The organism is Variovorax sp. VaC1, assembly GCF_043658315.1.
Classification (GTDB): domain Bacteria; phylum Pseudomonadota; class Gammaproteobacteria; order Burkholderiales; family Burkholderiaceae_C; genus Variovorax.
Genome location: NZ_JBIGLT010000001.1, coordinates 1159965 through 1181544, shown reverse-complemented (window position 1 = coordinate 1181544; position 21580 = coordinate 1159965). Strand labels below are relative to the sequence as shown.

The 21580-nt window shown below is 68.3% G+C and carries 22 protein-coding genes; 5 read left to right on the top strand and 17 right to left on the bottom strand.

The features are described from left to right. Window positions 1–63: 63 nt before the first annotated feature. Window positions 64–1848 carry a lipid A export permease/ATP-binding protein MsbA gene (msbA, locus tag ACGLHS_RS05610; RefSeq protein WP_394477614.1) on the top strand — a complete coding sequence of 595 codons (1785 nt, stop codon included), beginning with the start codon at window positions 64–66 and terminating at the stop codon, window positions 1846–1848. On the opposite strand, the gene rng is transcribed toward msbA, so the two are convergent. The 9 genes from rng to ACGLHS_RS05565 are packed head-to-tail and all read right to left on the bottom strand — an operon-like array spanning window position 1845 to window position 9468. Beyond that, entirely contained in the window at window positions 1845–3371 is a 1527-nt protein-coding gene (gene rng, locus ACGLHS_RS05605; RefSeq protein WP_093237593.1) for a ribonuclease G, read from the bottom strand. The two genes, msbA and rng, sit on opposite strands and share 4 nt — an antisense overlap. A gap of 6 nt (window positions 3372–3377) precedes the next feature. Then, window positions 3378–3980, bottom strand: coding sequence for a Maf family protein (locus tag ACGLHS_RS05600; protein WP_394477610.1), 603 nt, complete (start codon window positions 3978–3980; stop codon window positions 3378–3380). 2 nt (window positions 3981–3982) lie between these two features. Further along, window positions 3983–4696: a phytanoyl-CoA dioxygenase family protein gene (locus ACGLHS_RS05595; RefSeq protein ID WP_394477607.1), complete on the bottom strand. Its 714-nt coding sequence runs from the start codon at window positions 4694–4696 to the stop codon at window positions 3983–3985. Continuing rightward, entirely contained in the window at window positions 4693–5160 is a 468-nt protein-coding gene (rlmH, locus tag ACGLHS_RS05590) for a 23S rRNA (pseudouridine(1915)-N(3))-methyltransferase RlmH (protein WP_394477605.1), read from the bottom strand. Before rlmH ends, ACGLHS_RS05595 begins: the two co-directional genes overlap by 4 nt. Beyond that, complete coding sequence (rsfS, locus tag ACGLHS_RS05585) at window positions 5157–5849, bottom strand: ribosome silencing factor (RefSeq protein WP_394477603.1); 693 nt, start codon at window positions 5847–5849, stop codon at window positions 5157–5159. The genes rlmH and rsfS overlap by 4 nt, the downstream gene beginning before the upstream one ends. Continuing rightward, window positions 5849–6478, bottom strand: coding sequence for a nicotinate (nicotinamide) nucleotide adenylyltransferase (gene nadD / locus ACGLHS_RS05580; protein WP_394477601.1), 630 nt, complete (start codon window positions 6476–6478; stop codon window positions 5849–5851). The genes rsfS and nadD overlap by 1 nt, the downstream gene beginning before the upstream one ends. Further along, complete coding sequence (hemF, locus tag ACGLHS_RS05575; RefSeq protein ID WP_394477599.1) at window positions 6475–7401, bottom strand: oxygen-dependent coproporphyrinogen oxidase; 927 nt, start codon at window positions 7399–7401, stop codon at window positions 6475–6477. The genes nadD and hemF overlap by 4 nt, the downstream gene beginning before the upstream one ends. Next, a complete protein-coding gene (purD, locus tag ACGLHS_RS05570) occupies window positions 7401–8699 on the bottom strand; it encodes a phosphoribosylamine--glycine ligase (RefSeq protein ID WP_093237586.1) in 1299 nt (432 codons plus the stop codon). The genes hemF and purD overlap by 1 nt, the downstream gene beginning before the upstream one ends. Window positions 8700–8742: 43 nt before the next feature. Continuing rightward, window positions 8743–9468 carry a YebC/PmpR family DNA-binding transcriptional regulator gene (locus tag ACGLHS_RS05565; RefSeq protein WP_093237585.1) on the bottom strand — a complete coding sequence of 242 codons (726 nt, stop codon included), beginning with the start codon at window positions 9466–9468 and terminating at the stop codon, window positions 8743–8745. A gap of 117 nt (window positions 9469–9585) precedes the next feature. Between ACGLHS_RS05565 and ACGLHS_RS05560 the strand changes: the two genes are divergently transcribed. From ACGLHS_RS05560 to ACGLHS_RS05545, 4 genes are read left to right on the top strand one after another with little or no spacing between them, the layout of a single operon-like run. Beyond that, window positions 9586–10374: a class I SAM-dependent methyltransferase gene (locus ACGLHS_RS05560; protein WP_093237584.1), complete on the top strand. Its 789-nt coding sequence runs from the start codon at window positions 9586–9588 to the stop codon at window positions 10372–10374. Between the two features lie 3 nt (window positions 10375–10377). Next, a complete protein-coding gene (locus ACGLHS_RS05555) occupies window positions 10378–11409 on the top strand; it encodes a Rid family hydrolase (protein ID WP_394477595.1) in 1032 nt (343 codons plus the stop codon). Window positions 11410–11443: 34 nt separating this feature from the next. Then, window positions 11444–12241: a 1-acyl-sn-glycerol-3-phosphate acyltransferase gene (locus tag ACGLHS_RS05550; protein ID WP_093237582.1), complete on the top strand. Its 798-nt coding sequence runs from the start codon at window positions 11444–11446 to the stop codon at window positions 12239–12241. Next, window positions 12208–12984: a glycosyltransferase family 2 protein gene (locus ACGLHS_RS05545; protein ID WP_394477592.1), complete on the top strand. Its 777-nt coding sequence runs from the start codon at window positions 12208–12210 to the stop codon at window positions 12982–12984. The genes ACGLHS_RS05550 and ACGLHS_RS05545 overlap by 34 nt, the downstream gene beginning before the upstream one ends. A gap of 54 nt (window positions 12985–13038) precedes the next feature. Here the strand turns inward: ACGLHS_RS05545 and fabG are convergent, their stop codons facing one another. The 8 genes from fabG to ACGLHS_RS05505 are packed head-to-tail and all read right to left on the bottom strand — an operon-like array spanning window position 13039 to window position 21577. Further along, entirely contained in the window at window positions 13039–13770 is a 732-nt protein-coding gene (gene fabG / locus ACGLHS_RS05540) for a 3-oxoacyl-ACP reductase FabG (protein ID WP_394477589.1), read from the bottom strand. Then, complete coding sequence (locus ACGLHS_RS05535) at window positions 13767–14240, bottom strand: hydroxymyristoyl-ACP dehydratase (protein WP_394477587.1); 474 nt, start codon at window positions 14238–14240, stop codon at window positions 13767–13769. Before ACGLHS_RS05535 ends, fabG begins: the two co-directional genes overlap by 4 nt. Further along, window positions 14237–15004: a class I SAM-dependent methyltransferase gene (locus tag ACGLHS_RS05530; RefSeq protein ID WP_394477585.1), complete on the bottom strand. Its 768-nt coding sequence runs from the start codon at window positions 15002–15004 to the stop codon at window positions 14237–14239. The genes ACGLHS_RS05535 and ACGLHS_RS05530 overlap by 4 nt, the downstream gene beginning before the upstream one ends. Then, window positions 15001–15843, bottom strand: coding sequence for a polysaccharide deacetylase family protein (locus tag ACGLHS_RS05525; protein WP_394477583.1), 843 nt, complete (start codon window positions 15841–15843; stop codon window positions 15001–15003). The genes ACGLHS_RS05530 and ACGLHS_RS05525 overlap by 4 nt, the downstream gene beginning before the upstream one ends. Continuing rightward, window positions 15843–18236: an MMPL family transporter gene (locus tag ACGLHS_RS05520; protein ID WP_394477581.1), complete on the bottom strand. Its 2394-nt coding sequence runs from the start codon at window positions 18234–18236 to the stop codon at window positions 15843–15845. The genes ACGLHS_RS05525 and ACGLHS_RS05520 overlap by 1 nt, the downstream gene beginning before the upstream one ends. Continuing rightward, on the bottom strand, window positions 18233–18883 hold the full coding sequence (locus ACGLHS_RS05515; RefSeq protein ID WP_394477579.1) for a LolA-related protein: 651 nt from the start codon (window positions 18881–18883) through the stop codon (window positions 18233–18235). The genes ACGLHS_RS05520 and ACGLHS_RS05515 overlap by 4 nt, the downstream gene beginning before the upstream one ends. Beyond that, a complete protein-coding gene (locus ACGLHS_RS05510; RefSeq protein WP_093237575.1) occupies window positions 18855–19865 on the bottom strand; it encodes an acyl-CoA synthetase in 1011 nt (336 codons plus the stop codon). The genes ACGLHS_RS05515 and ACGLHS_RS05510 overlap by 29 nt, the downstream gene beginning before the upstream one ends. Then, the gene (locus ACGLHS_RS05505; RefSeq protein WP_394477576.1) at window positions 19865–21577 is read right to left on the bottom strand and encodes an AMP-binding protein; all 1713 of its coding nucleotides are present in this window, start codon (window positions 21575–21577) and stop codon (window positions 19865–19867) included. Before ACGLHS_RS05505 ends, ACGLHS_RS05510 begins: the two co-directional genes overlap by 1 nt. Between the last annotated feature and the right edge of the window lie 3 nt (window positions 21578–21580).

Below are 21580 nucleotides of genomic sequence, written 5' to 3'. Positions count from 1 at the left end.
GGTGCGGTCCTACAGAATCACTTAAGGAAGCCCGGAATGGGGCCGCCCGTAGAATCCGCCGCCATGCAAGCATCCCCCGGCAGCGAGAACGCGCGCCCTCCCCTGATGCGCCGTCTGGCGCGACTCATGACCTGGTTTGGCGGCTCTCGCCAGTGGTGGGCAGCCGGCCTGATCGGTGCACTGATGGCGGCCATTACCGAGCCGCTGATGGCCGCCCTTCTCAAGCCTTTGCTCGACCGTGGCTTCAACCGCGGCCAGCTCGCGCTGTGGATCGTGCCGGCGGCCGTGCTGCTGCTGTTCGCGGTGCGCGGCATCGCCCAGTTCATTTCCCAATATGCCTTGTCGCGCATTGCCAACGAGGGCATGCAACGGCTGCGGCGCGTGCTGTTCGAGCGGCTGATGGGCGCCGAGCTGGCGCTCTTCACGCGCCAGTCGGCCAGTGCCCTGTCGAACACGGTGGTCTACGAAGTCCAGACCGGCGCGATGCTGCTGGTGCAGGCGCTGCTCGGCCTGACGCGTGACGGCTTCACGCTGATCGCGCTGCTCGCCTATCTGGTCTACCTGAACTGGAAGCTCACGCTGATCGTGGCCTTCCTCGTGCCCAGTATCTCCTGGATCATGAAGGTGTTCTCCAAGCGCCTGTACCGCCTCACGCAGCAGGGCCAGCAGGCGACGGATGAACTGGCCTACGTGGTCGAAGAAAACGTGCTCGCGCACCGCGTGGTGCGCCTTCATGGTGCCGAAGCGGCACAGAGCCAGCGCTTCGAAAAGCTCAGCCAGCGCCTGAACCGCCTGGCCGTCAAATCGACCATCGCCCAGGCGGCCACCACGCCGCTCACGCAGATGATGGCGTCGCTGGCGCTGTCGGTCGTGGTGATGATCGCGCTCTGGCAGAGCGGCGAACAAGGCCTGACCGTGGGCGGCTTCGTCGCCTACATCACGGCCATGCTGATGCTGATCGCGCCGATCCGCCGGCTCGCCGACATGGCCGCCCCGATCACGCGCGGCCTCGCGGCCCTTGAACGCGGGCTGATACTGATCGACGAAGTGGCACCGGAGTCGCAAGGCAGCTTCAGCCTAGAGCACGCGGCCGGCCGCATCGAGCTGCGCAACGTGCGCGTCAGCTACCGCGGCGACGATGAGCAACGTGCGCTCGACGGCGTGAGCCTGACCATCGAACCCGGCCAGGTGGTGGCCTTCGTCGGGCCCTCGGGTTCGGGCAAGACCACACTGGTCAACCTGCTGCCCCGCTTCGTGCAGCCGAGCGACGGCCAGGTGCTGCTCGACGGGCACGACACCAGCGAGTGGCAGCTCAAGAGCCTGCGCGCGCAGTTCGCGATGGTGAGCCAGGACGTGGTCATGCTCAACGAGACCCTCGCGGCCAACGTGGCGCTGGGCTCGGAGATCGATCGCGAACGCGTGCTTGAATGCATTGCCGCCGCCAACCTGAGCAGCCACGTCGACAGCCTGCCCGAGGGGATCGACACCGTGCTGGGCCACAACGCCACCCAGCTGTCGGGCGGCCAGCGCCAGCGCCTCGCCATCGCGCGTGCGCTCTACAAGAACGCGCCGGTGCTGCTGCTCGACGAGGCCACGTCGGCCCTGGACACCGAATCCGAGCGGCTGGTGCAAGACGCACTGCAGCGTCTGATGCAGAACCGCACCACGCTGATCGTGGCCCACCGCCTGTCGACCATCCAGCACGCCGACCGCATCATCGTGATGGAGCAAGGCCGCATTGCCGAGCAAGGCAGCCATGAGCAGCTGATGGCGCTGGACGGGCTCTACGCGCGCCTGCAGACGCTGGCAGTGCGCAGCGCCCCGCCGGGGCAAGACCCGACGCTTTAAAGCAGCACGATGTCGTACTGGCCCTGCCCGATGGCGGGCTCGGACTGCAGCGAGATCGGCTTGCCGATGAAGTCGCTCAACCCCGCCAGGTGCTGGCTCTCTTCGTCGAGGAACAGCTCGATCACCTGCGGCGACGACACGATGCGGAACTCGCGCGGCGTGAACTGCCGCGCCTCGCGCAGGATCTCGCGCATCACGTCGTAGGCCACGCTGCGCGCGGTCTTCACGATGCCTTGCCCGCCGCAGGCTGCACAGGGCTCGCACAGCATGTGGGCCAGCGATTCGCGCGTGCGCTTGCGGGTCATTTCCACCAGACCGAGCTGCGAGAAGCCGCCGGCCGTGGTCTTGACCCGGTCGCGCGCAAGTTGCTTGCGAAACTCGGCCAGCACCTGCTCGCGGTGGTCGTCGCGGCCCATGTCGATGAAGTCCACGATGATGATCCCGCCCAGGTTGCGCAGCCGCAGTTGCCGTGCAATCGCCTGCGCCGCTTCGAGGTTGGTCTTGAAGATCGTGTCGTCGAAATTGCGCGCGCCGACAAAGCCGCCGGTGTTCACGTCCACCGTGGTCAGTGCCTCTGTCTGGTCGACCACGAGGTAGCCGCCCGACTTGAGTTCGACCCGGCGGCCCAGCGCCTTGGCGATTTCCTCGTCGACCGAGTACAGGTCGAAGATCGGCCGCTCGCCCTTGTAGTGCTGCAGCTTGCCGGCCGCCTGCGGCATGAATTCGAGGCCGAACTTCAGCAGCACCTCGAACTGCTCACGCGAGTCGATGCGGATGGTCTGCGTGTCTTCGCTGGTCATGTCGCGCAGCACGCGCTGCAGCAGGCTCAGGTCTTGATGCAGCAGCGACATCGCCGGCAGCTTGCTGGACGATTCGCGAATGCGCGACCAGGTCTTGCGCAGGTAGGCGATGTCTTCGGCCAGCTCAGCGTCGGAAGAGTCCTCGCCGTTGGTGCGCAGGATGAACCCGCCCGTGTTGGCCGGCACCACGCCGCCGCTGTCGGCAGCCGCGGCCGCCTCGATCAGCGCCAGCATGCGCGTGCGCAACGACTCGCGCTGGTCCGACGGGATCTTCTGCGACACGCCGATGTGGTTGTCCTGCGGCAGGAACACCAGCAGCCGGCCGGCGATGCTGATCTGCGTGGACAGCCGCGCACCCTTGGTGCCGATCGGGTCCTTGATGACCTGCACCAGAAGCGACTGGCCCTCGAACACCTGCTTTTCAATCGGCACGATCGGGCCGCCGTTGCGGTGGTCGCGCTCGGGCACCGGCGCGCTGGGCCGCGAGCCCGGCGTGAACGGCGCGACGATGTCGGCCACGTGCAGGAAGGCCGTGCGCTCCAGGCCGATGTCGATGAAGGCCGACTGCATGCCCGGCAGCACGCGCGAGACCTTGCCCAGGTAGATGTTGCCGACCAGCCCGCGCTCCAGCGTGCGTTCGACGTGCAGCTCTTGCACCGCGCCGTGCTCGACCAGCGCCACACGGGTCTCTTGCGGGGACCAGTTGATCAGGATGTCTTGCATGAGGTCTTAAGTAGTGAAACCGGCGCGCTGAAGCAGCTGCGCGGTCTCGAACATGGGGAGTCCCATGATGCCCGAATAGGACCCGCTGATGTGCTCGATGAATGCCGCCGCCGCGCCCTGGATGGCATAGGCGCCGGCCTTGCCGAGCGGCTCGCCGCTGTCGGCATAGCGGGCAATCTGTGCCTCGGTGATCTGGGCGAAGCGCACGCGCGAAACGCTGAGCGCCGCATGGCGCTGCGTGCCGTGCTGCAAGGCCACGGCCGTCAGCACGCGGTGCGTCGCGCCCGACAGCTGGGCGAGCATGCGCGCGGCATCGGCCGTGTCTTCGGGCTTGCCGAGGATGGTGCGGCCGAGCGCCACCGTGGTGTCGGCACACAGCACCGGCGCATCGGCCAACCCGCGGCGCTTGAGCCGGGCCACGGCGGCGTCGAGCTTGAGGGCTGTGACGCGCTGCACATACGTTGCAGGCGCCTCGCCGGGCAATACCGCCTCGAGCGATTCGGCGTCTTCGCTGGCATCGGCCAGCAGCAAGGCATGCTGGATGCCGAGTTGGCCGAGCAGTTGGGCGCGGCGTGGGCTTTGCGAAGCGAGGTAGATGAAGTCCGGCAAGTTCAGTTCTCCTGGGGAGCCGGCGACGCAGGTTGTGCGCCGGCCACGGTGCGATTCCAGACCAGTCCGTGCGGCAGGCGTTCGGGTCCGAAGAGGAAGTGGAGGACGCGGCGGCGAACCGGCGAACGCGCACGGGAGGACGCGTGCAGCAGCAGCGGGCGCATCAGCAACGCGTCGCCGCGAGCGGCCGTGCATATCGCCTCGCCACGGTCGGCGCGCGTCGCCTGTGCCTGGGTGTCATCGAGGCGGCCCGCATGATGACTCCCCGGAACGACGCGCAAGGGGCCGGCATCGGCGCCGCAGTCGTCCAGGTGCACGCGTACGGCAAGCAGCGACTGCAGCACGTCGACCGGTGGCTGCACGTAGGGCTCGCCTTCTTTGACAACAGCAGGCGTGCCGGGGCCCGATGCGGGAATCGAGGTGTCCTGATGCAGCGCGACCAGCCAGTTCCTCTCGGCCGTCTTGTCGAACAGCGTGCACTGCACGGCCACCGACGACGCGTCGAGCAGATTCATGTCGACGAGCTGCACTTTGAGGTGATTCGCCATTTCACGGCACTGTGGCTGGGCCAGCAGGTTGCGGCTGCCGGCCGCCGGCCCCAGCGCGGACTTGAGCGACTGTGCGGTCTGGAGCAAAAGATCCGCCGGCAGGAGCGCCGGCAACGGCGCGTAGCCCGCCTCGTCGAGCATCGCGGCCCGACTGTTGGCGCTCGTCATTCGCGGTGGTACGGATGACCTGCGTTCACCGACCAGGCCCGATACAACTGCTCGACCAGCAGCACCCGCGCCATCGCGTGCGGCAGCGTCAGGTCGGACAAGCGGATGCGTTCGTGCGCCGCGGCCTTGAAGGCAGGGTCGAGCCCGTCCGGGCCGCCGATGACCAGGGCCACGTCGTCGCCCTCGCCTTGCCAGGCCTGCAGCCGTGCCGCCAGCGCCTTGGTGGTGAGCGACGTGCCGCGCTCGTCGAGCACGACGATGCGCATGCCCCGGGCGATGGCACCCTCGATGCGCTCGCGCTCGGCGGCATAGAGGGTTTCCAGCGACTTGGAGCCGCGCGGCTCGGTCTTGACGGCGCGCAGCTCGAGCTTGAGCTCGGGTGGGAAGCGCTTGGCGTAGTCGTCCCAGGCAGTCTGCGCCCAATCGGGCATGCGCTGCCCGACGGCGACCACCAGCAGCTTCATGGACGGCGCGGAGCCGCCTTGCGCGCGGGCGCCTTCTTCGCGGCCGTTTTTGCTGCCGTCTTTGCTGCTGGCTTCTTGGCCGCCGGCTTGCCGACGACCTTCACCGGCACGCGTGCGGTGGTGGCGGTCTTCTTGGCAGGGGCTTTCTTGGCGGCCGTCTTCTTGGCGGGCGCGCGGCTGGCCTTCTCGGCCTTGGCTTCCTGCTCGGCCGCGCGGATGGCGGTCTTGGCAGCGCTCGCGCGACGCAGGCTCGGCATCTTGGCTGCGACGGGCTTCTTCTCTTCGCTCACCTTCGGTGCCGTAGCAGCGGCAGGCTTGGCACCGCCGAGCTTGGCGCGCACCGGCTTGTCGCCCCAGATCTCTTCGAGGTGGTAGTACTGGCGGATGGCGGGCTGCATGATGTGCGCCACGGCCGCGCCGCAGTCCACGATGATCCACTCGCCGTTTTCCTCGCCCTCGATGCGCGGCTTGCCGAAGCCGGCGTCGCGCACAGCGTCGCGCACGCTGGCGGCGAGCGCCTTGGTCTGGCGGTTCGAGGTGCCCGACGCCACGATCACGCGCTCGAACAGCGGCGAAAGATGTTCTGTGTCGAATACCTGAATGTCCTGCGCCTTGACGTCTTCGAGTCCATCGATGATGGCTCGCTGGAGTTTCTGGGTGTCTTTCTTGGCGGCGGCTTCAGTGGTCATCAGGCAGAGCGGTAGAGGTGGTGTTGGTCAATATAGCGTGCAACGGTGGGCGGAACCAGCGAGGAAATATCCTCGCCGAGTGCTGCGCGCCGCCGAATCTCGGTGGCGCTGGTGTCCATGGCCGGCAGTTCCAGCGCCTCGAAACGCGCGCCAGCCGGGAGGCCGGGCAGCATTTTCGGATCAAAACGAGCAATGTCGCCCGTCGATAGTGCGCGATACGCTACAGAAACGATAGCAATGCCGAGTATAGCCTGCCAGCCGTGCCAGGTCGGCAAGGCACCCGCCTGGTCCGCGCCCATGATCAGAACGAGCTGTGCACCCGGCTGCTCCTGCTGCAGCTCGTGCAGCGTGTCGAGCGTGTAGGTGGGGCCGTCGCGCAACACTTCGCGGCTGTCGATGACGACGGTGCCCTTCAGGCCGGCGAAGGCCAGGCGCGTCATCGCGAGGCGGTCTTGTTTCGGCGTCAGCGCGCGGCTCTTGTGCCAGGCCTGCCCCGTGGGAATGACGTGCAGCTCGGCCAGGTCGAGCTGTGCAAGCGCGGCTTCGGCCAGTGCCACGTGCGCGTTGTGCGGCGGATCGAAAGCGCCGCCGAAAACGCCGATGCGCGCAGCCTTGCCGGAGGGGTTCACAACCAGTCGCGCCGCACGATGAAGTCGCTGTACAGCGCGGCTTCGGGGCTGCCCGCTTCGGGCTGCTGCTGGTAGGCCCAGCTTGCCAGCGGCGGCATCGACAGCAGGATCGATTCGGTGCGCCCGCCCGACTGGAGGCCGAAGTGCGTGCCACGGTCCCACACGAGGTTGAACTCGACGTAGCGCCCACGCCGATAGAGCTGGAAATTGCGCTCGCGCTCGCCGTACGCCGCGTCGCGACGCCGCTCGACGATGGGCAGGTAGGCCGGCAGGAAGCCGTCGCCGACCGAACGGATCATCGCGAAGCCCTTCTCGAAGCCGCCTTCGGAAAAGTCGTCGAAGAAGATGCCGCCGACACCGCGCTGCTCGTTGCGGTGCTTCAGGAAGAAATACTCGTCGCACCAGGTCTTGAAGCGCGGGTACTTGTCGTCACCGAAGGGCGCGAGGGCGTCGCGGCACACGGTGTGGAAATGCACCGCGTCGTCTTCGAAGCCGTAGCAAGGCGTGAGGTCCATGCCGCCACCGAACCAGCACACGGGCTCGCCGCCCTCGCCGTCTTTCGGCAGTGCAGCCAGCATTCGGACGTTCATGTGAACGATCGGCACGTAAGGGTTGCGCGGATGGAACACCAGCGACACACCCATCGCTTCGAAGGGCGCGCCTGCAAGCTCGGGCCGGTTCTGCGTGGCCGAGGGCGGCAGCTTCGGCCCGCGCACCTGCGAGAAGCCGCAGCCCGCACGCTCGAACAGCGCACCGCCTTCAAGGATGCACGTCAGGCCGTGGCCCTGCAGCGGTTCGCCGGGCGCCTTCTGCCAGGCGTCGCGCACACAGGTGCCGCCATCGGCTTTTTCCACTGCCGAAATGATCGACTGCTGCAGTCCGCGCAGGTACTCGCCGACCGCTGCCGGGTTGGTTTGCTGCATCAAGCGTGGGGGTTGTTGCGCGTGTGGAGCGCGCGGTATCCGATGTCCTTGCGGTACTGGGCGCCGTCGAACCTGACGCGCGCCGCCACCTCATAGACCCGCTGCTGCGCGAGCTTCACGCTGTCGGCCAACACCGTCACGCAAAGCACGCGGCCGCCGCTGGTCTTGAGCTCGCCGTCTTGCATGGTCGTTCCGGCATGGAACACCACGGCGTCGGGGGCCTCGGGCGGAATGCCGGTGATGCGGTCGCCCTTGCGCGGCGAGAGCGGATAGCCGTGCGCAGCCATCACCACGCCGAGCGCGACGCGGCGATCCCACTGCAGCTCGACCTGGTCGAGCGTGCCGTCGGTGGCGTGCCAGAACACCTCGAACAGATCGGACTTGAGCCGCATCATGATCGGCTGCGTTTCGGGGTCGCCCATGCGGCAGTTGAATTCAAGCGTCTTGGGATGGCCCGCCGCATCGATCATCAAGCCGGCGTACAGGAAGCCGGTATACGGAATGCCGTCTTTTTCCATGCCGCGGATGGTCGGCAAGATGATCTCGCGCATGGCGCGTGCATGCACCTCGGCCGTGACCACAGGCGCGGGCGAATACGCGCCCATGCCGCCGGTATTGGGGCCTTCGTCGCCGTCGAGCAGGCGCTTGTGGTCCTGGCTGGTGGCCAGCGCGGTGACGTTCTTGCCGTCGCACAGCACGATGAAGCTGGCTTCTTCGCCCTGCAGGAATTCTTCGATGACGACGCGGGCGCCGCCTTCGTTGTGCGACACGCCGAACTTGTTGTCGACCAGCATGAAGTCGACGGCCTCGTGAGCCTCTTGTGCGGTCATGGCAACGACCACGCCCTTGCCGGCGGCCAGGCCGTCGGCCTTGACGACGATCGGCGCGCCCTTGGCGTCGATGTACGCATGCGCCGCGGCGGCATCGGTGAAGGCCTCGTACTCGGCAGTCGGGATCTTGTGGCGCTTCATGAACGCCTTCGAGAAGGCCTTGGAGCTTTCGAGCTGCGCCGCAGCTTGCGTGGGCCCGAAGATGCGCAGGCCGTGCGCGCGGAACTCGTCCACCACGCCCGCCGCCAGCGGTGCCTCGGGGCCGACCACGGTCAGCGCGATCTTTTCCGCCATTGCCCATTCGCGCAGCGCGACGGGCTCGGTGATGTCGATGCAGTCGTAGCGCTCGTCGCTCACGGTGCCGCCGTTGCCCGGTGCCACGTACACGCGGCTGACCCGGTTGGCCTGCGCCAGCCGCCACGCCAATGCGTGTTCACGGCCCCCTCCCCCAATTACCAGTACCTTCATTCGCGGGCCTTCTTCATTCGCTGTAAATCAATCATTCATTCGGTCAGTCGGACAGCGAGGCGTTGTGATAAACGTCCTGCACGTCGTCCAGGTCCTCGAGCACGTCGAGCAACTTCTGCATCTTGGCTGCGTCCTCGCCCGTCACTTCGATCGGGTTCTCGGCGCGCATGGTGACTTCGGCCACCTCGGGCTTCAGGCCCGCGGCTTCGAGCGCGTTCTTGACGGCCTCGAAGTCGGCGACGGGCGTGAGCACTTCGATGGCGCCGTCGTCGTCGGTGATCACGTCTTCGGCGCCCGCTTCGAGCGCCACTTCCATCACCTTGTCTTCGTTCGTGCCGGGGGCAAAGACGATCTGGCCGCAGTGCTTGAACTGGAACGCCACCGAGCCTTCGGTGCCCATGTTGCCGCCATGCTTGGAGAAAGCGTGACGCACTTCGGCCACGGTGCGCACGCGGTTGTCGGTCATGGTGTCGACGATGATCGCCGCGCCGCCGATGCCGTACCCTTCGTAACGAATCTCTTCGTAATTGACGCCTTCGAGATTGCCGGTGGCCTTGTCGATGTTGCGCTTGACGGTGTCGATCGGCAGGTTGACGGCCTTGGCCTTCTCGACCGCCAGCCGCAGGCGGGGGTTGGCGCTGAGGTCACCGCCACCGGCGCGTGCCGCCACCGTTATTTCGCGAATGGCACGGGTCCAGAGCTTGCCGCGCTTCTCGTCCTGGCGGCCCTTGCGGTGCTGAATATTTGCCCATTTGCTATGTCCGGCCATGGCTTTCTCTCTCGCTGTCTTGTGTTTTCAAAGCAAGTAGCGAGTTTACTGTCCGGCGCACACAACGCCTGCCAGGGCACGGGAATTCGGGTCAGGCCTTTTGGTGATAATCGTTCGATGACGCCATCGCCTTCTGTCGGGCCGGGGAAACTCGACACCCTGCCGCCCCACGCCCCCTTGCCGCTGTACTACAGCACGGAGGCGGAGCACCAGGCATTTTTGCGTCGCATCTTCGACAGCACCGCCGCCGATTACGACCGTATCGAGAGCGTGCTCGCCTTCGGCACCGGCCCCTCTTACCGGCGCGCGGCGCTGCTGCAGGCCGGGCTCGCGCCGGGCGCGCGGGTGCTCGATGTCGGCATCGGCACCGGGCTGGTCGCGAGGGAAGCCTTGAAGATCATCGGCCCGACCGGCCATCTCGTGGGCGTAGACCCGAGCCCCGGAATGATGGGACAGGTCAGGCTCCCCGGCGTCCAGCTGGTGCAGGGGATGGCCGAGGCCCTGCCCCGCGCCAACGCCAGCTGCGACTTCGTGAGCATGGGCTACGCCATGCGCCACATCAGCGACGTGGCCGCCGCCTTCAGTGAATTCCATCGCGTGCTCCGCCCCGGCGGCCGCGTGGTGGTGCTCGAAATTACCAAGCCCGAGGGCCGCGCCGCGACGGCGCTGCTCAAGGGCTACATGCGTGCCGTGGTGCCGTTGATCGCCCGCGTGGTCGGTCGCCGGCGAGACACCTCGGAACTGTGGCGCTATTACTGGGACACGATCGAGGCCTGCATTCCTCCCGAGCAGGTGATGCAGGCACTAGGCACCGCCGGCTTCGGCGACGTGCGCCGGCATGCGAGCCTCGGCGTTTTCTCTGCCTATACCGCCATCAAACCAGAACCCATCGTCGAGGCCAGGTAGACAGTGCGAGCTCAGGACGAAAACCCATCCCATCTGCGCGTAGAGCGCCTTTCGCTGCCGGACAGCCTCGCGCTGGCGGTCGGCGGCAAGGCGCCCTTCGCCGCGCTTGGCTACGGCACGCCGCACGGCGTGGCCTGGATGCCGACCGTCAATGCACGCGTGCTGTCGTCGCACGGCGCCATGGCCGACGTGTGGCACGTGACGGGCCCGCACATCGAGTCGGGCACCACCGGCATCGCGCGCTGGCGCACCGACGGGCACTGGCTGCTCGGCGCCATCGACCTGGACGAGGCCACCGAAAAGCAGGGCCTGGCCGAACTTTCGCACCGCGCCTACCGCGATCTCTTCAAGACGCTGGACCAGGCCGGCACCCCGCACCTGCAGCGCATCTGGAACTACCTGCCGCAGATCAACGGCGACGGCGGTGGCCTGGAGCGCTATCGCCAGTTCAATCTCGGACGGCAAGAGGCGTTTCTGGAAGCCGGCCGCGCTGCCTTCGAAGGTGCTCCCGCCGCCTGCGCGCTGGGCATCCACCAGGGGGCGCTGTCGATCCGCTTCCTGGCCGGCCAGCAGGCACCGCTGCCCGTTGAAAACCCGCGGCAGGTCTCGGCCTACCGCTACCCCGAAACCTATGGCCCGCGCTCGCCCACCTTCTCGCGCGCGGCCCTGTCCGACATCGGCGACGGCAACATCGCGCTGTTCATCTCGGGCACCGCGAGCATCGTCGGCCACGAGACCGTGCACCACGGCGACGTGCTGGAGCAGACCCGCGAAACGCTGCGCAACCTGCAGGCCGTGATCGCGGCCGCCAACGAACGGGGCACCGCCAAGTTCTCCCTGGCCGAGCTGGACTGCGTGGTCTACGTGAGGCATCCGACAGACACCGAGGCCGTGCGCGAGATCATCGAAAGCACGCTGGGCGCCGACGCGCCCATGGCCCGCCATGCGGTGTACCTGGAAGCCGACATCTGCCGCAGCGACCTGCTCGTCGAGATCGAGGCCCACACGGTCGCCGCTGGCAGGCTGCGGGCCTGACCCGGTCGCGCTTCCCGCCCGATCCGTCGATTCAATGACTCGCGTGCTGCGCATTCTTACGGCGATCCCGCTCGCGTTGATGCTCTACGCGCTGCTGCTGTTCCTGGGCCTGATCTCGCTGGTCTGGAACTGCATCGCCATGCTGATCTACCCGGTGATGCCGGCAACGCCCGCGCGCGTGTTGGGCCGGGTGACGATCGCCTTTGCCTACCGCATGTTCTGGTGGCTGGCCTCCGTGACCGGGATGATGCGCATCGACGCCACCTGCCTGGACCCGATGCGCAGCGAGCCCGGCCTGATCTTCGTTGCCAACCATCCGACGATGCTCGACGCGCTGCTGCTGGTGGCCCGCCTGCCGCGCAGCGCCTGCATCATGAAAGCCGACCTGATGGGCAACATCTTCCTCGGCGCGGGCGCCCGGCTCGCGCGCTACATCAGCAACAAGTCGGCCCGCATGATGGTGCGGCTTGCGGTCACTGACCTGCGCAACGGCGGCCAGTTGGTGGTGTTCCCGGAGGGCACGCGCACCGTGACGCCGCCGCTCAATCCGTTTCGCCCCGGCGTGACCCTGATCGCCAAGCTGGCGCAGGCGCCGATCCAGACGGTGTTCATCGACACCGATTCGCCGTACCTCGGCAAGGGCTGGCCGCTGTGGCGCGTGCCGCCGCTGCCCATCGTCTTCACCTTGCGGCTGGGCAAGCGCTTCGCACCGACGCAAGACAGCGACGTGTTGCAGGCCGAGCTGGAACAATACTTTCGCCAAAACATGGAGCAGCGCGCCACCGACGCGTCCCCCGAATGCCAGACGCCTCGCGCACCCACCTTGTCCTGATCCCCAGCTACAACACGGGTGAACGCCTGTTCTCGACCGTCGCGGCGGCACGCGCCCAGTGGAACCCGGTGTGGGTGGTGATCGACGGCAGCGACGACGGCACGGGCGAGCGGCTGCAGCAGATGGCCGCCTCCGACCCGGGGCTGCGGGTGTGGGTGCTGCCGCAGAACCAGGGCAAGGGGTCGGCAGTGCTGCACGGGCTGCGCGCCGCCCAGGAGGCCGGCTTCACACACGCGCTGACGATGGACTCCGACGGGCAGCATCCGGCCGACCTGATCCCCGCCTTCATGGCTGCATCCCTTGAGCGCCCCGAGACGATGGTGCTGGGGCGCCCGGTGTTCGATGCCAGCGCGCCGCTGTTGCGCGTGCGTGGGCGGCGCGTGTCGAACGGATGGACGCAGCTGGAGACCCTGTTCGCCGGCGTCGGCGATTCGCTTTACGGCTTTCGCGTCTACCCCGTCGCGGACCTCATTGCCGTGATGGCGCGGCAGCCCTGGATGCGGCGCTTCGATTTCGACACCGAAGCCGTCGTCCGGCTGGCCTGGCGCGGCGTCAAGCCCGTGAACATCGACGCGCCGGTGAAGTACCTGACGGCGGAGGAAGGTGGGGTTTCGCACTTCCGCTATGGGCGCGACAACGTCTTGTTGACGTGGATGCACGCGCGGCTGATGGTGGAGTTCGTCTTGCGGCTGCCTCTGCTGGTGTTTCGCAAGCTGACGGGGGCGCCGCCGTTCCAGGGTTGAGGCGGCTTTGCCTTGATGAGGGGCGCCCGGTGTGTGCGCCCGACGATCAAGGCTTCAGATCATTCCGCCATTGATGGAGATCACCTGCCCCGTGATGTAGGCCGCCTCGTTGCCCACGAGAAAGGCTGCCAGCGCAGCCACTTCCTCGGGCGTGCCTGCCCTCTTCACGGGCACCATCTGGTTGATGAGCGCCGCATCGAACACGGCCTCGGCCATCGGCGACGCAATGATCCCCGGTGCGATCGCATTGACCGTGACCCCACGCGAAGCGACTTCGAGCGACAACGCCTTGGTCGCGCTGTTCAGTGCCCCCTTCGCGGCCGCATAGTTGACCTGCCCGCGGTTGCCCGCGATCGCGGCCACCGAAGAGATGTTCAGGATGCGTCCCCAGCGCGTCCGCATCATCGGCAGCAGCAAGGGCTGCGTGACGCGGAAGAACCCGTTGAGCGACACGTCGATCACCTTGTGCCACTGCTCCGCGCGCATGCCCGGCAACACAGCGTCGTCATGCACGCCCGCGTTGTTGACCAGGATCTGGATCGGGCCGCCTTCCAGCATGCGCGTGCACGCGGCCGCGCAGGCCTCGTCGCTGCGCAGGTCGAACACATGGCATTCCGCCTTGCCGCCCGCCGCGGTGATGGTCGCCGCCAGTTGCTCGATCGATTCCGGCCGCGAATTCGCGTGCAGCAGCACCGTGGCGCCCTCGCGTGCGAAACGCTCGGCCATGGCGGCACCGAGCGCACCGCTTGCGCCCGTGATCAGTGCGCGTTTTCCTTCGAGACTCATGACGGGGTTGTGCTTTCTGCTGCCAGCGGCGTGTTCAGGACCACCACGGCGCGGCCTTCGGCCAGCATGCGACCGTCGTCGGCCTTCACCGTGAACTCATAAAGGATCTGGCGTTCGTCGCCCGACAGGCGCCTGGCCTGCACCTGCAACGCGCCAGCAATGTCGTCGAGCCGCGCCACGGACAGCTTCACGTTGCGGGCGCTCGCCAGGAAGCCGGCCGAAGGCGTGCTGCCTTCAGCGGCCAGCAGGCCGCCGTGCAGTGCCATTGCCTGCGCGGCGTATTCGATCGCGTTCGGCGCCAGCAATCCGCCGGCGGTGCGCAGCGGGTTGCTCGCATCCGCGTGCGTCGTGGTGCTGCAGTGGATCGCGTCGGCATCCCAGCTTTCGAGCCGCTCCAGCAGGCACATGCTGCCGCTGTGCGGAATGCGCTGCGCGATGCCTGCGCGGTCGAGTGTCTGGGGTGCGCTCATGCAGCCGCTTCCAGATCGGCCACCAGCAGCACGTTCGCGAAGGGCGTGCCCTCGCTCATCGGAATGCTCTGCACGCGGAACCCGAGGCGCTGCAGCAGCGCCTTCCATTCGGCCAAAGGCCTGCCCCATGTCGGCGAAACCTTGTGGCCGCGGATGCGCGTCACCGTGCGGTCGACCCACTGGCTGATCGCAAAGCCGCGCCGGCTCGATGCATCGCCCACGCGCAGCAGCAATCGGGCCTGCGGATTGCCGCCACCCGCCAATGCGCTGTGCACGCGCTGCAGCACGCCCTCTTGCGCTTCGAGGTCCACGTAGTGCAAAACGTCGAGGATCACCACGAGGTCGCAGTCCGGCAAGGCTGCCGAGCACATGTCGCCGCACACCAGTTGGGGCGTGGGCTGCAGATGGCCGATGGAGGCCTGTGCGCGCGCCACATCTTTCGGCATCAGCTCGATGCCGGTGTAGTCGGCGGCGGCCGGCGTGGTGGACCACGACGACGGCCAACGGCCCTTCTGCTGCATCGCGCTCATCGACGCCAACAGGCTCGCGAAAAGGCCCTGCCCGCAACCGATGTCGACCACGCGCTGGTGCTGCGCACCGACCAGGCCGCGCTCCAGCAGCCCGCGAAACACCGGATCGCGCCCCAGCTTGCCGCGCGCGAAATGCCAGGCGAAGCTGCCGCCCTTCTTGTACGGAACCGTGGCGGCCTCATGCAGTTCACGCCACGCGGTGTCGGTGGATGCCGACGACATCACCGCGCTCATGGCTTGAGTCCTTCGGGCAGGGTGACGGCGCGCAATCCATCGGCGCGCAGGCGTTCGAGCAACAAGGGCAATACCTCCAGCAAAACGGGTTTTCCTTCGGCAGTGCACGCGGCGTTGCCGTCGTGCAGCAACAGGATGTCGCGCGCCTGCAGGTTGCGGCCGAGGCGCGCCATCACCTTGGCGGCATCGCCTTCGCGCGTATCGAAGCCGCGGCGCGTCCAGCTCACGAGCGACAGGCCCAGGCGATGCAGCACGGGTTCGAGAAAAGGGTTGCGCAGGCCGGCAGGCGCGCGAAAGCAGGTCGGGCGCTGGCCGGTGACTTCGGTCAGGATGTCCTGCGCGCGCGCGATTTCCTTGGCAAAGCCGCGTGGCCCCAGGAAAGAAAAGTTATGCCGGTGCTGCGCCGTGTGGTTCTGGATGCTGTGGCCCCGCGCCACAATCTCACGCGCCAGCTCGGGGTGTGCCAGCACGCGCTCGGCAATGCAGAAAAACGTGGCGCGCTGGCCGCAGGCGTCCAGCAGGTCGAGCACTTGGGGCGTGACCTCGGGCTCGGGCCCGTCGTCGATGGTGATCGCCACTTCGCGTCGCGCGGCGGCCGCTTCGGGCAGCCGCGTGACGTTGGGCCCCAGCAGGTTGCTGCGGGGCGTCAACCCGGCACCGGTGATCAGCGCATGGTTCAGCACGATGGCGCCGATGGCCCACGGCCACGCGCCCGGCACCAGCACGCCCGCGCCGATGGCGGCCACATGCCACGCCGCGCTGGCGCGCATGGCCGGCGGCCAGGGCCACGATTCGGAAGGTGCGGAGGCGGAAGAAGACATCGGGGCGGATTTTCCCATCAGCCCTGCGCCTTCGACGGCGCCACATGCCGTGCGAACGCAGCCGACAACAGCAGTGCCAACAACGCCCCCGGCGCAACCACGCGGCCGATGGACGACAGCGCCGGAATGTCCGAGATCGCGATCAGCCCGAACGACACCACCGTCGTCAGGTTGGCCAGCATCAGCGACGCCAGCGTGTCTTCGTCGGCACGCCCTGTCGTGCGCAACTGGTCGAAGAACAACGCGTAGTTCGAGCCCACCGCCACGATCAGCAGCAGCCCCACCAGGTGCAGGATGCCGAGCGCCGCCTGCATGACGGCCATGCCGCCCAGCGTGAGCATCACCGCGAACACCAGCGGCTGGCACACGGCCAGCAGACGGCGCCACGAACGCAGGTAGATGCCGAGCAGCACGACCACCGCCAGCGCACCCAGCAGCACCTGCACGAACGCCTCGTGCAGATAGCGCTGATAGAGGCCCGCAAGTTCGCGGCCGACGTCGACCACCTGCACCTCGGGGAGGCCCGCCAGCGCGGCTTCGAGCCGGCCCTGGTCGAAGGTCGCGCCGGGGTGCAGCACGACCAGCGTCGACCAGCCACCACCCGGGCGCTGGTACATCAAGGTGTTCACCACCGAGCCGAGCGGGCCGCCAACGAGGTCTGCCCGCTGCACCGGCGCGAGCTTGCGCGCGGCCTCGACATCGGCCAGGAACGGCCCGAGCCGCGACGCTGGCAGCGGCAGGCCCTGCGTGGCTTCGGCCAGGTGGGTGCGCAATCTGTCGCCGTCCGGCAGGCTGGCAAGGCGTGCCGTTTGCGCAGCCACGCTCGGCAGCACGCGCGTGACGGCCTCGTAGCCGACGAGTTCGCCCTTGTCCACCAGCGCGTCGAGGCGCGAGGCGGCAGCTTCGGTGTTGCGCAGCGCAGCCTGCTCGTCGTCGCCGTAGGCCACCACCAGCACGCCGCCGTCGCTGGCGCCGATGTCGTTGCGCAGCATTTCGTCCAGTTGCTGGGCCGCCTTGGGCACGGGGCTCATCGCGCCCAGGTCGGCACGCCACAGATGGCCGCCCTGCCACAGCACCAGCCCGAGCGCGGCCACGCCGAGCGCGGCCAGCGGCCAGCGCAGGCGCGGCAGCCCGCGCACCAGCACGCCGGCAGCCTTCGCCATGTGGCGGCGCATGCCCATGCCGGTGGCGCCATCGGGCGCGAGCATCGGCAGCACGTAGCGCGTGGCCAGCGCGGCGGACACCAGCCCGGCGATGGAGAACACACCCAGTTGCGCCAGTCCCGGAAAGCCCGAGAACACCAGCGCCGCAAAGCCGCACACCGAGGTCAGCAGCCCGAGCCGCACCGTGGGCCAGTGCACCTCGCGCCAGCGCCGCCAGCCGGTGCCGGCCACGGCGGCGCCGCGGGCCTGGATCAGGTAGTAGATGGCGTAGTCGACCGTCTCGCCGATCAGCGTGCTGCCAAAGCCCAGCGTCAGGCCGTGGACCGAACCGAACACGAGGCTCACGGTGGCCGTGCCGATCACCACGCCGGTGGCCACCGGCAGGAAGGCGATGACCAGGGCACGCGGCGAAGCGAAGGCCAGCAACAGCAGCCCACCCATCACGATGCCGCCCACGATGGCGAGGTGGATGGCCTCGGTCTTGATCTTGTCGCGGCTCATCACCGAGAACACCGGCGGCCCGCTCAGCAGCAGCGTCGGCCTGGCTTCGCCCATGTCGCGCGTGGCGGCCTCGAAGGCGGCGTGCACCTTCGCGATGGCCACCGCCTGCGCGTCGAGGTCGCTGCCGGCGGCGCGCGTGGTGGCGATCATGAGCGCGCGCGGCGCGGTGCGCGACATCCAGACGCCGTCTTCGCTGCGCGGCGCGCTGGCGGGCACCAGTTCCATCGCGATGCGCTGCGTTTCGCCGGTCGGATCGCGATCGAGAAATGGCTTGATGACGTTGCCGGCCGGCGTGCCGAGCATCGACAGTGTTTCGTTGATCGCATCGCGCAGGCCGGCGGCGGTGAACTGCGCGGGCGTGACGCCGGGCGACAGCTGGTAGCGATGGTCGAACACCCAGGTGCCCGCCTCGCTCCAGTCGCCGACATCGCCGTTCTGGATCAGGTCGAAGAGCTGGCTCTCGCGCATCGCCTTGCCGACCGCGCGGGACACCGCGGCACGCTGCTCGGCGCTGCTGCCGCCTTCGATGCCGAGCATCAGCGTGCGCGAGGCAACGCCGCTTTGCAGCTGCTCGATCAGCACGCGCTGGCGCAGGTCGGGGCTCTTGGGCAGGAAGGCCGAGAGGTCGGCGCCGATCTGCGTGCGGGCGATGACCATGGCGCCGCACAGCAGCACCAGCAACCACGCCACCAACACCACCGCCCTGCGCCGCCAGCCCGGCGGACCGCCCGCCTGCTGCGTGGTCACGGCGTGGCGCGTCCCGCCGCCGAGCCGGACGGGGCCGCGTTGGTTGGCACGGCCGCCGGCGCGTTCGGCGAGATGTTCATGACCGAGCGGTCACCGCCGACGAATTCCATTTCGAGCCCGAGCACATCGCTCGCGCGGCCGCTGATGCGGATGCTGCGCACCTGCGCGGCCAACCGGCTGTCCAGAGGCGTGAGGTCGAGTGTCCACCTGGTCGGCGCGCCGGTCACCGTGCTCTTGAAGTAGCGCTGCAGCGTGGCGCCATCGCCGGTCAGCGTGCCGCGCATGGCTTCGACGAGGCCGAGCAGCTCGGGCATGCTGTCGAGCGCCAGCGTGCGATTGCGTCCGCCGCGCGACAGCGTCAGCGTGTTGCCCTCGACCGCCATCGTCTCGATGCGCGGCGACAGCGTGCGGCGCACCAGCTTGTCGGGCGCGTCGAAGCTCAGCGTGCCGCTGGCATCGAGCGGGCCTTCGAGGCCATGCACGAAGCGTTGTTCGGTGAAGCGGGCCTCGCCGCTCTTCTGCTTGGCCAGGAGGCCCATCAGCTCGGGCAGGTCGAACGCCGCCCAGGCCGGCATGGCGCAGAACGCCAGTGCCAGCACCACGGCCCTGCAGAGCCAGTCAAGCCGAATCTTCGAGCCAGAAATCATGAAAGTTGAACCAGTTGTACGGGTAGGCGCGACACAGCGCTTCCAGGCGGGCGACATAGGCTTCGAGCGCCGCGCGAATGCGCTGCTCGCGCTCGGCGGCGCTGGACACCGGCTCGCCGAAATCGGCCAGCGGGTCGAAGCGGACATCGTAGCGCGCACCGCCGCCATAGAGGCCCGCCATGAAGAACACCTTGCGGCGCAGCAAGGCCGCCAGCCGGAAGGGGCCGTCGTTGAAACTGGCCGGCTGGCCCAGGAACGGCAGCACGATGTTGTTGCCGCGCTGGTGCGCGGGCTGGTCTTCGCTGCCGGGCAGCGTGCGGTCGGCCAGCATGCCGCCCAGGCCGCCGCCATCGAGCCAGTCGCGCAGCGCGAGCATCGAATGCGGGCGCCCCAGCGCGATGACGTGGGGCCGCAGCTCGGGCAAGGCGATGGCGTTGAGGATGGCCGTGATGCGCTGCGCGTTGTCCGGGTACATCAGCATCGCCAGGCGCAGGTTGTTCCGGTGCACCTGCTGCTTGCACGCGCCCATGGCCTCGAAGCTGCCCACGTGGGCGCCGAGCAGGAAAGCGCCCCGCCCTTGCGCGACTTCGGCGTCGATCGGCGCGTTGCCCTCGACCGTCACCTTGAACAGGTCCATGCGGCCGCGCAGGAAGTACACGCGGTCGAGCACCGTCGAAGAAAAGGCGTGCAGCAGGCGGTAGCCGTCGATCCACCCGGCCCGCGGGCCGACGGCCCTGAAAAGGTAGCGCTTGATGTGCCGGCGCTGCGCGGGCGCGAAAAGAAGAAAGTAGATGCTGATCGGCGGCAGCAGCAGCCGCGTGATGCGGCGCCCGCACACCAGCGCCATCAGGCAGATGAAGCGCAGCGCCAGCATGTTGCTGCGCTCGGGCGCACGGGTCCAGTCGCCCTTGGGCACCACGGCCCCCTGGTGGGTCTGCGCGGCCTCGTTGACGGCCTGCGCCTCGGCATCGGTGTGCTTCATCAGGCCGACTCTTGCACAGCCACCCATCGGCCACTGACAGCCACGACGCCGTCGCAGCGCACGTCGAATCGCACGCCACGGCCGGTTCCGGCTTCGGGAAGCAGCTCGATGGAGAGCGTGCTCCCCGGCCGCACCGGCGCCAGGAACTTGGCAGCCGCCAGCGTGGGATTCGCGCCCAGCCGCGCGACCAGCGCCGGCACCCGATGGATGGCTTCCATGACTTCGGCCAGCACCAGAGCGCCCGGAAGCAGCGGCTGGCCGGGGAAGTGGCCCGCGAAAACGGGGTGATCGGCCGGCACGGCCAGGCCCATCTGGACCGGCGTGTCGTCTTCCGCCAGCTGCGCCAGCGCGAATTCGCGCAGCGCCCGCACGGTGAGCTTGCCCGTGCCTTCGCGCGGGAAGGCCTTGACCTGCATCACGCGGCGCGGCACGAATACGGGTTCGAGGCGTTGCCGCAGCGCAGCAATGATCTCGTTCGCCGAAAGCGTCGGCGCCACGACAAACGCCACGGGCCGCACCACGCCGTCGGCCACTTCGTCGGGCAACCAGAAGGCGCCGTCCTCGACGCCCGGAATGCTGTTCAGGTGGTAGTTCAGGTGGGCGAGCGAGCTGCGCCGACCCGCCACGTGGATCAGGTCGTTGGCGCGGCCGAACAGTCGGAAGCGCCGTTCGTCGAGCAACTCGAGCACGTCGGCCATGGGCGTCGGCTCAGGCATGAAGTCGCCCTCGAAGATGAAGCGCTCGGGGCCATCGCCTTCGCCCGGCTCCGCATGGACGCGGATGTCGCCGAAGGTTTCCCAGACTTCGCTTTCGGTGGTGCGCCGCGTGGCGACCTGACCGGATTCGGTGCTGCCGTAGATTTCAAGGAGCACGCCGCCCATGGCCTGCTCGGCCTGCAGCGCGAGCTGTGGCGACAGCGGCGCGGTGGCCGACAGGATCAGGTCGACCGGCGGCAGTTCGATGCCCGACAGCAGCAGCGTCTTGAGGTGAAACGGCGTGGTGACCAGGGCGCGCGGGCGCGGCACCGAGGCAAGCGTCTGCGCCACGTCGGCCGGAAAGAATGGTCGGCCGCTTTCGAAGGCGGCACCGCCCAGCATGGCCAGCAGCACCGACGACTCGAGGCCGTAGCTGTGTTGCACCGGCACGGTGGCGACCAGCGTCACGCCTTCCAGGGTCGGGCGTTCGAGCACCCTGCACAGCCGCTTGACGGCCACCGCCACGTCGCCCACCAGCGTGCGCCAGGTCTTGGCATGCGGCTGCGGCACGCCGGTCGAGCCGGAGGTCAGCAGGCTGGCCGCGTGCATGGCGCCGTCGATCGACGGCACGGCGCTATCGCCTGCACCCGTTGCATCGCCGGCGCGGTCTTCGATCAGCACGCGCCGCATGCCGGGCGTCTGGAGCTTCGGGTCGTCGGTGAGTGCGAAAAGGCGGGTGCCGCCGGATTCGAGCAGGCGTGCGAGCGTGTCGGGGCGCGCATCGGGTGGCAGCAGGCTCGCGTGGCCTCGCACCAGCGCGGCCCCCAGGCTCACGGCAAAGGCGTAGCGATCGACGCAAAGATTGACCGCCGGCCCCTCGCCCGGCAAAAGCGGCGCGAAGCGGGCCACGTCGGCCAGGAACTGCCGCGTGCTCACCGGCACGCCGGCGCGCCATGCGAGCGGTGCATCGGGGTCGCGGTCCGCGAGCAGCGGCAGGAAATGGGTGTCTGTCGTCACGCG

What these genes read in the sequence shown, in the direction of transcription:
- hemF (WP_394477599.1), bottom strand. Translation starts at nt 7,401, where the DNA reads ATGCAGCAAACCAACCCGGCAGCGGTCGGCGAGTACCTGCGCGGACTG.
- purD (WP_093237586.1), bottom strand. Translation starts at nt 8,699, where the DNA reads ATGAAGGTACTGGTAATTGGGGGAGGGGGCCGTGAACACGCATTGGCG.
- ACGLHS_RS05550 (WP_093237582.1), top strand. Translation starts at nt 11,444, where the DNA reads ATGACTCGCGTGCTGCGCATTCTTACGGCGATCCCGCTCGCGTTGATG.
- msbA (WP_394477614.1), top strand. Translation starts at nt 64, where the DNA reads ATGCAAGCATCCCCCGGCAGCGAGAACGCGCGCCCTCCCCTGATGCGC.
- ACGLHS_RS05510 (WP_093237575.1), bottom strand. Translation starts at nt 19,865, where the DNA reads ATGAAGCACACCGATGCCGAGGCGCAGGCCGTCAACGAGGCCGCGCAG.
- rsfS (WP_394477603.1), bottom strand. Translation starts at nt 5,849, where the DNA reads ATGACCACTGAAGCCGCCGCCAAGAAAGACACCCAGAAACTCCAGCGA.
- ACGLHS_RS05565 (WP_093237585.1), bottom strand. Translation starts at nt 9,468, where the DNA reads ATGGCCGGACATAGCAAATGGGCAAATATTCAGCACCGCAAGGGCCGC.
- ACGLHS_RS05545 (WP_394477592.1), top strand. Translation starts at nt 12,208, where the DNA reads ATGCCAGACGCCTCGCGCACCCACCTTGTCCTGATCCCCAGCTACAAC.
- ACGLHS_RS05530 (WP_394477585.1), bottom strand. Translation starts at nt 15,004, where the DNA reads ATGAGCGCGGTGATGTCGTCGGCATCCACCGACACCGCGTGGCGTGAA.
- ACGLHS_RS05595 (WP_394477607.1), bottom strand. Translation starts at nt 4,696, where the DNA reads ATGACGAGCGCCAACAGTCGGGCCGCGATGCTCGACGAGGCGGGCTAC.
- ACGLHS_RS05525 (WP_394477583.1), bottom strand. Translation starts at nt 15,843, where the DNA reads ATGGGAAAATCCGCCCCGATGTCTTCTTCCGCCTCCGCACCTTCCGAA.
- fabG (WP_394477589.1), bottom strand. Translation starts at nt 13,770, where the DNA reads ATGAGTCTCGAAGGAAAACGCGCACTGATCACGGGCGCAAGCGGTGCG.
- ACGLHS_RS05515 (WP_394477579.1), bottom strand. Translation starts at nt 18,883, where the DNA reads ATGATTTCTGGCTCGAAGATTCGGCTTGACTGGCTCTGCAGGGCCGTG.
- rlmH (WP_394477605.1), bottom strand. Translation starts at nt 5,160, where the DNA reads ATGAAGCTGCTGGTGGTCGCCGTCGGGCAGCGCATGCCCGATTGGGCG.
- ACGLHS_RS05560 (WP_093237584.1), top strand. Translation starts at nt 9,586, where the DNA reads ATGACGCCATCGCCTTCTGTCGGGCCGGGGAAACTCGACACCCTGCCG.
- rng (WP_093237593.1), bottom strand. Translation starts at nt 3,371, where the DNA reads ATGCAAGACATCCTGATCAACTGGTCCCCGCAAGAGACCCGTGTGGCG.
- ACGLHS_RS05535 (WP_394477587.1), bottom strand. Translation starts at nt 14,240, where the DNA reads ATGAGCGCACCCCAGACACTCGACCGCGCAGGCATCGCGCAGCGCATT.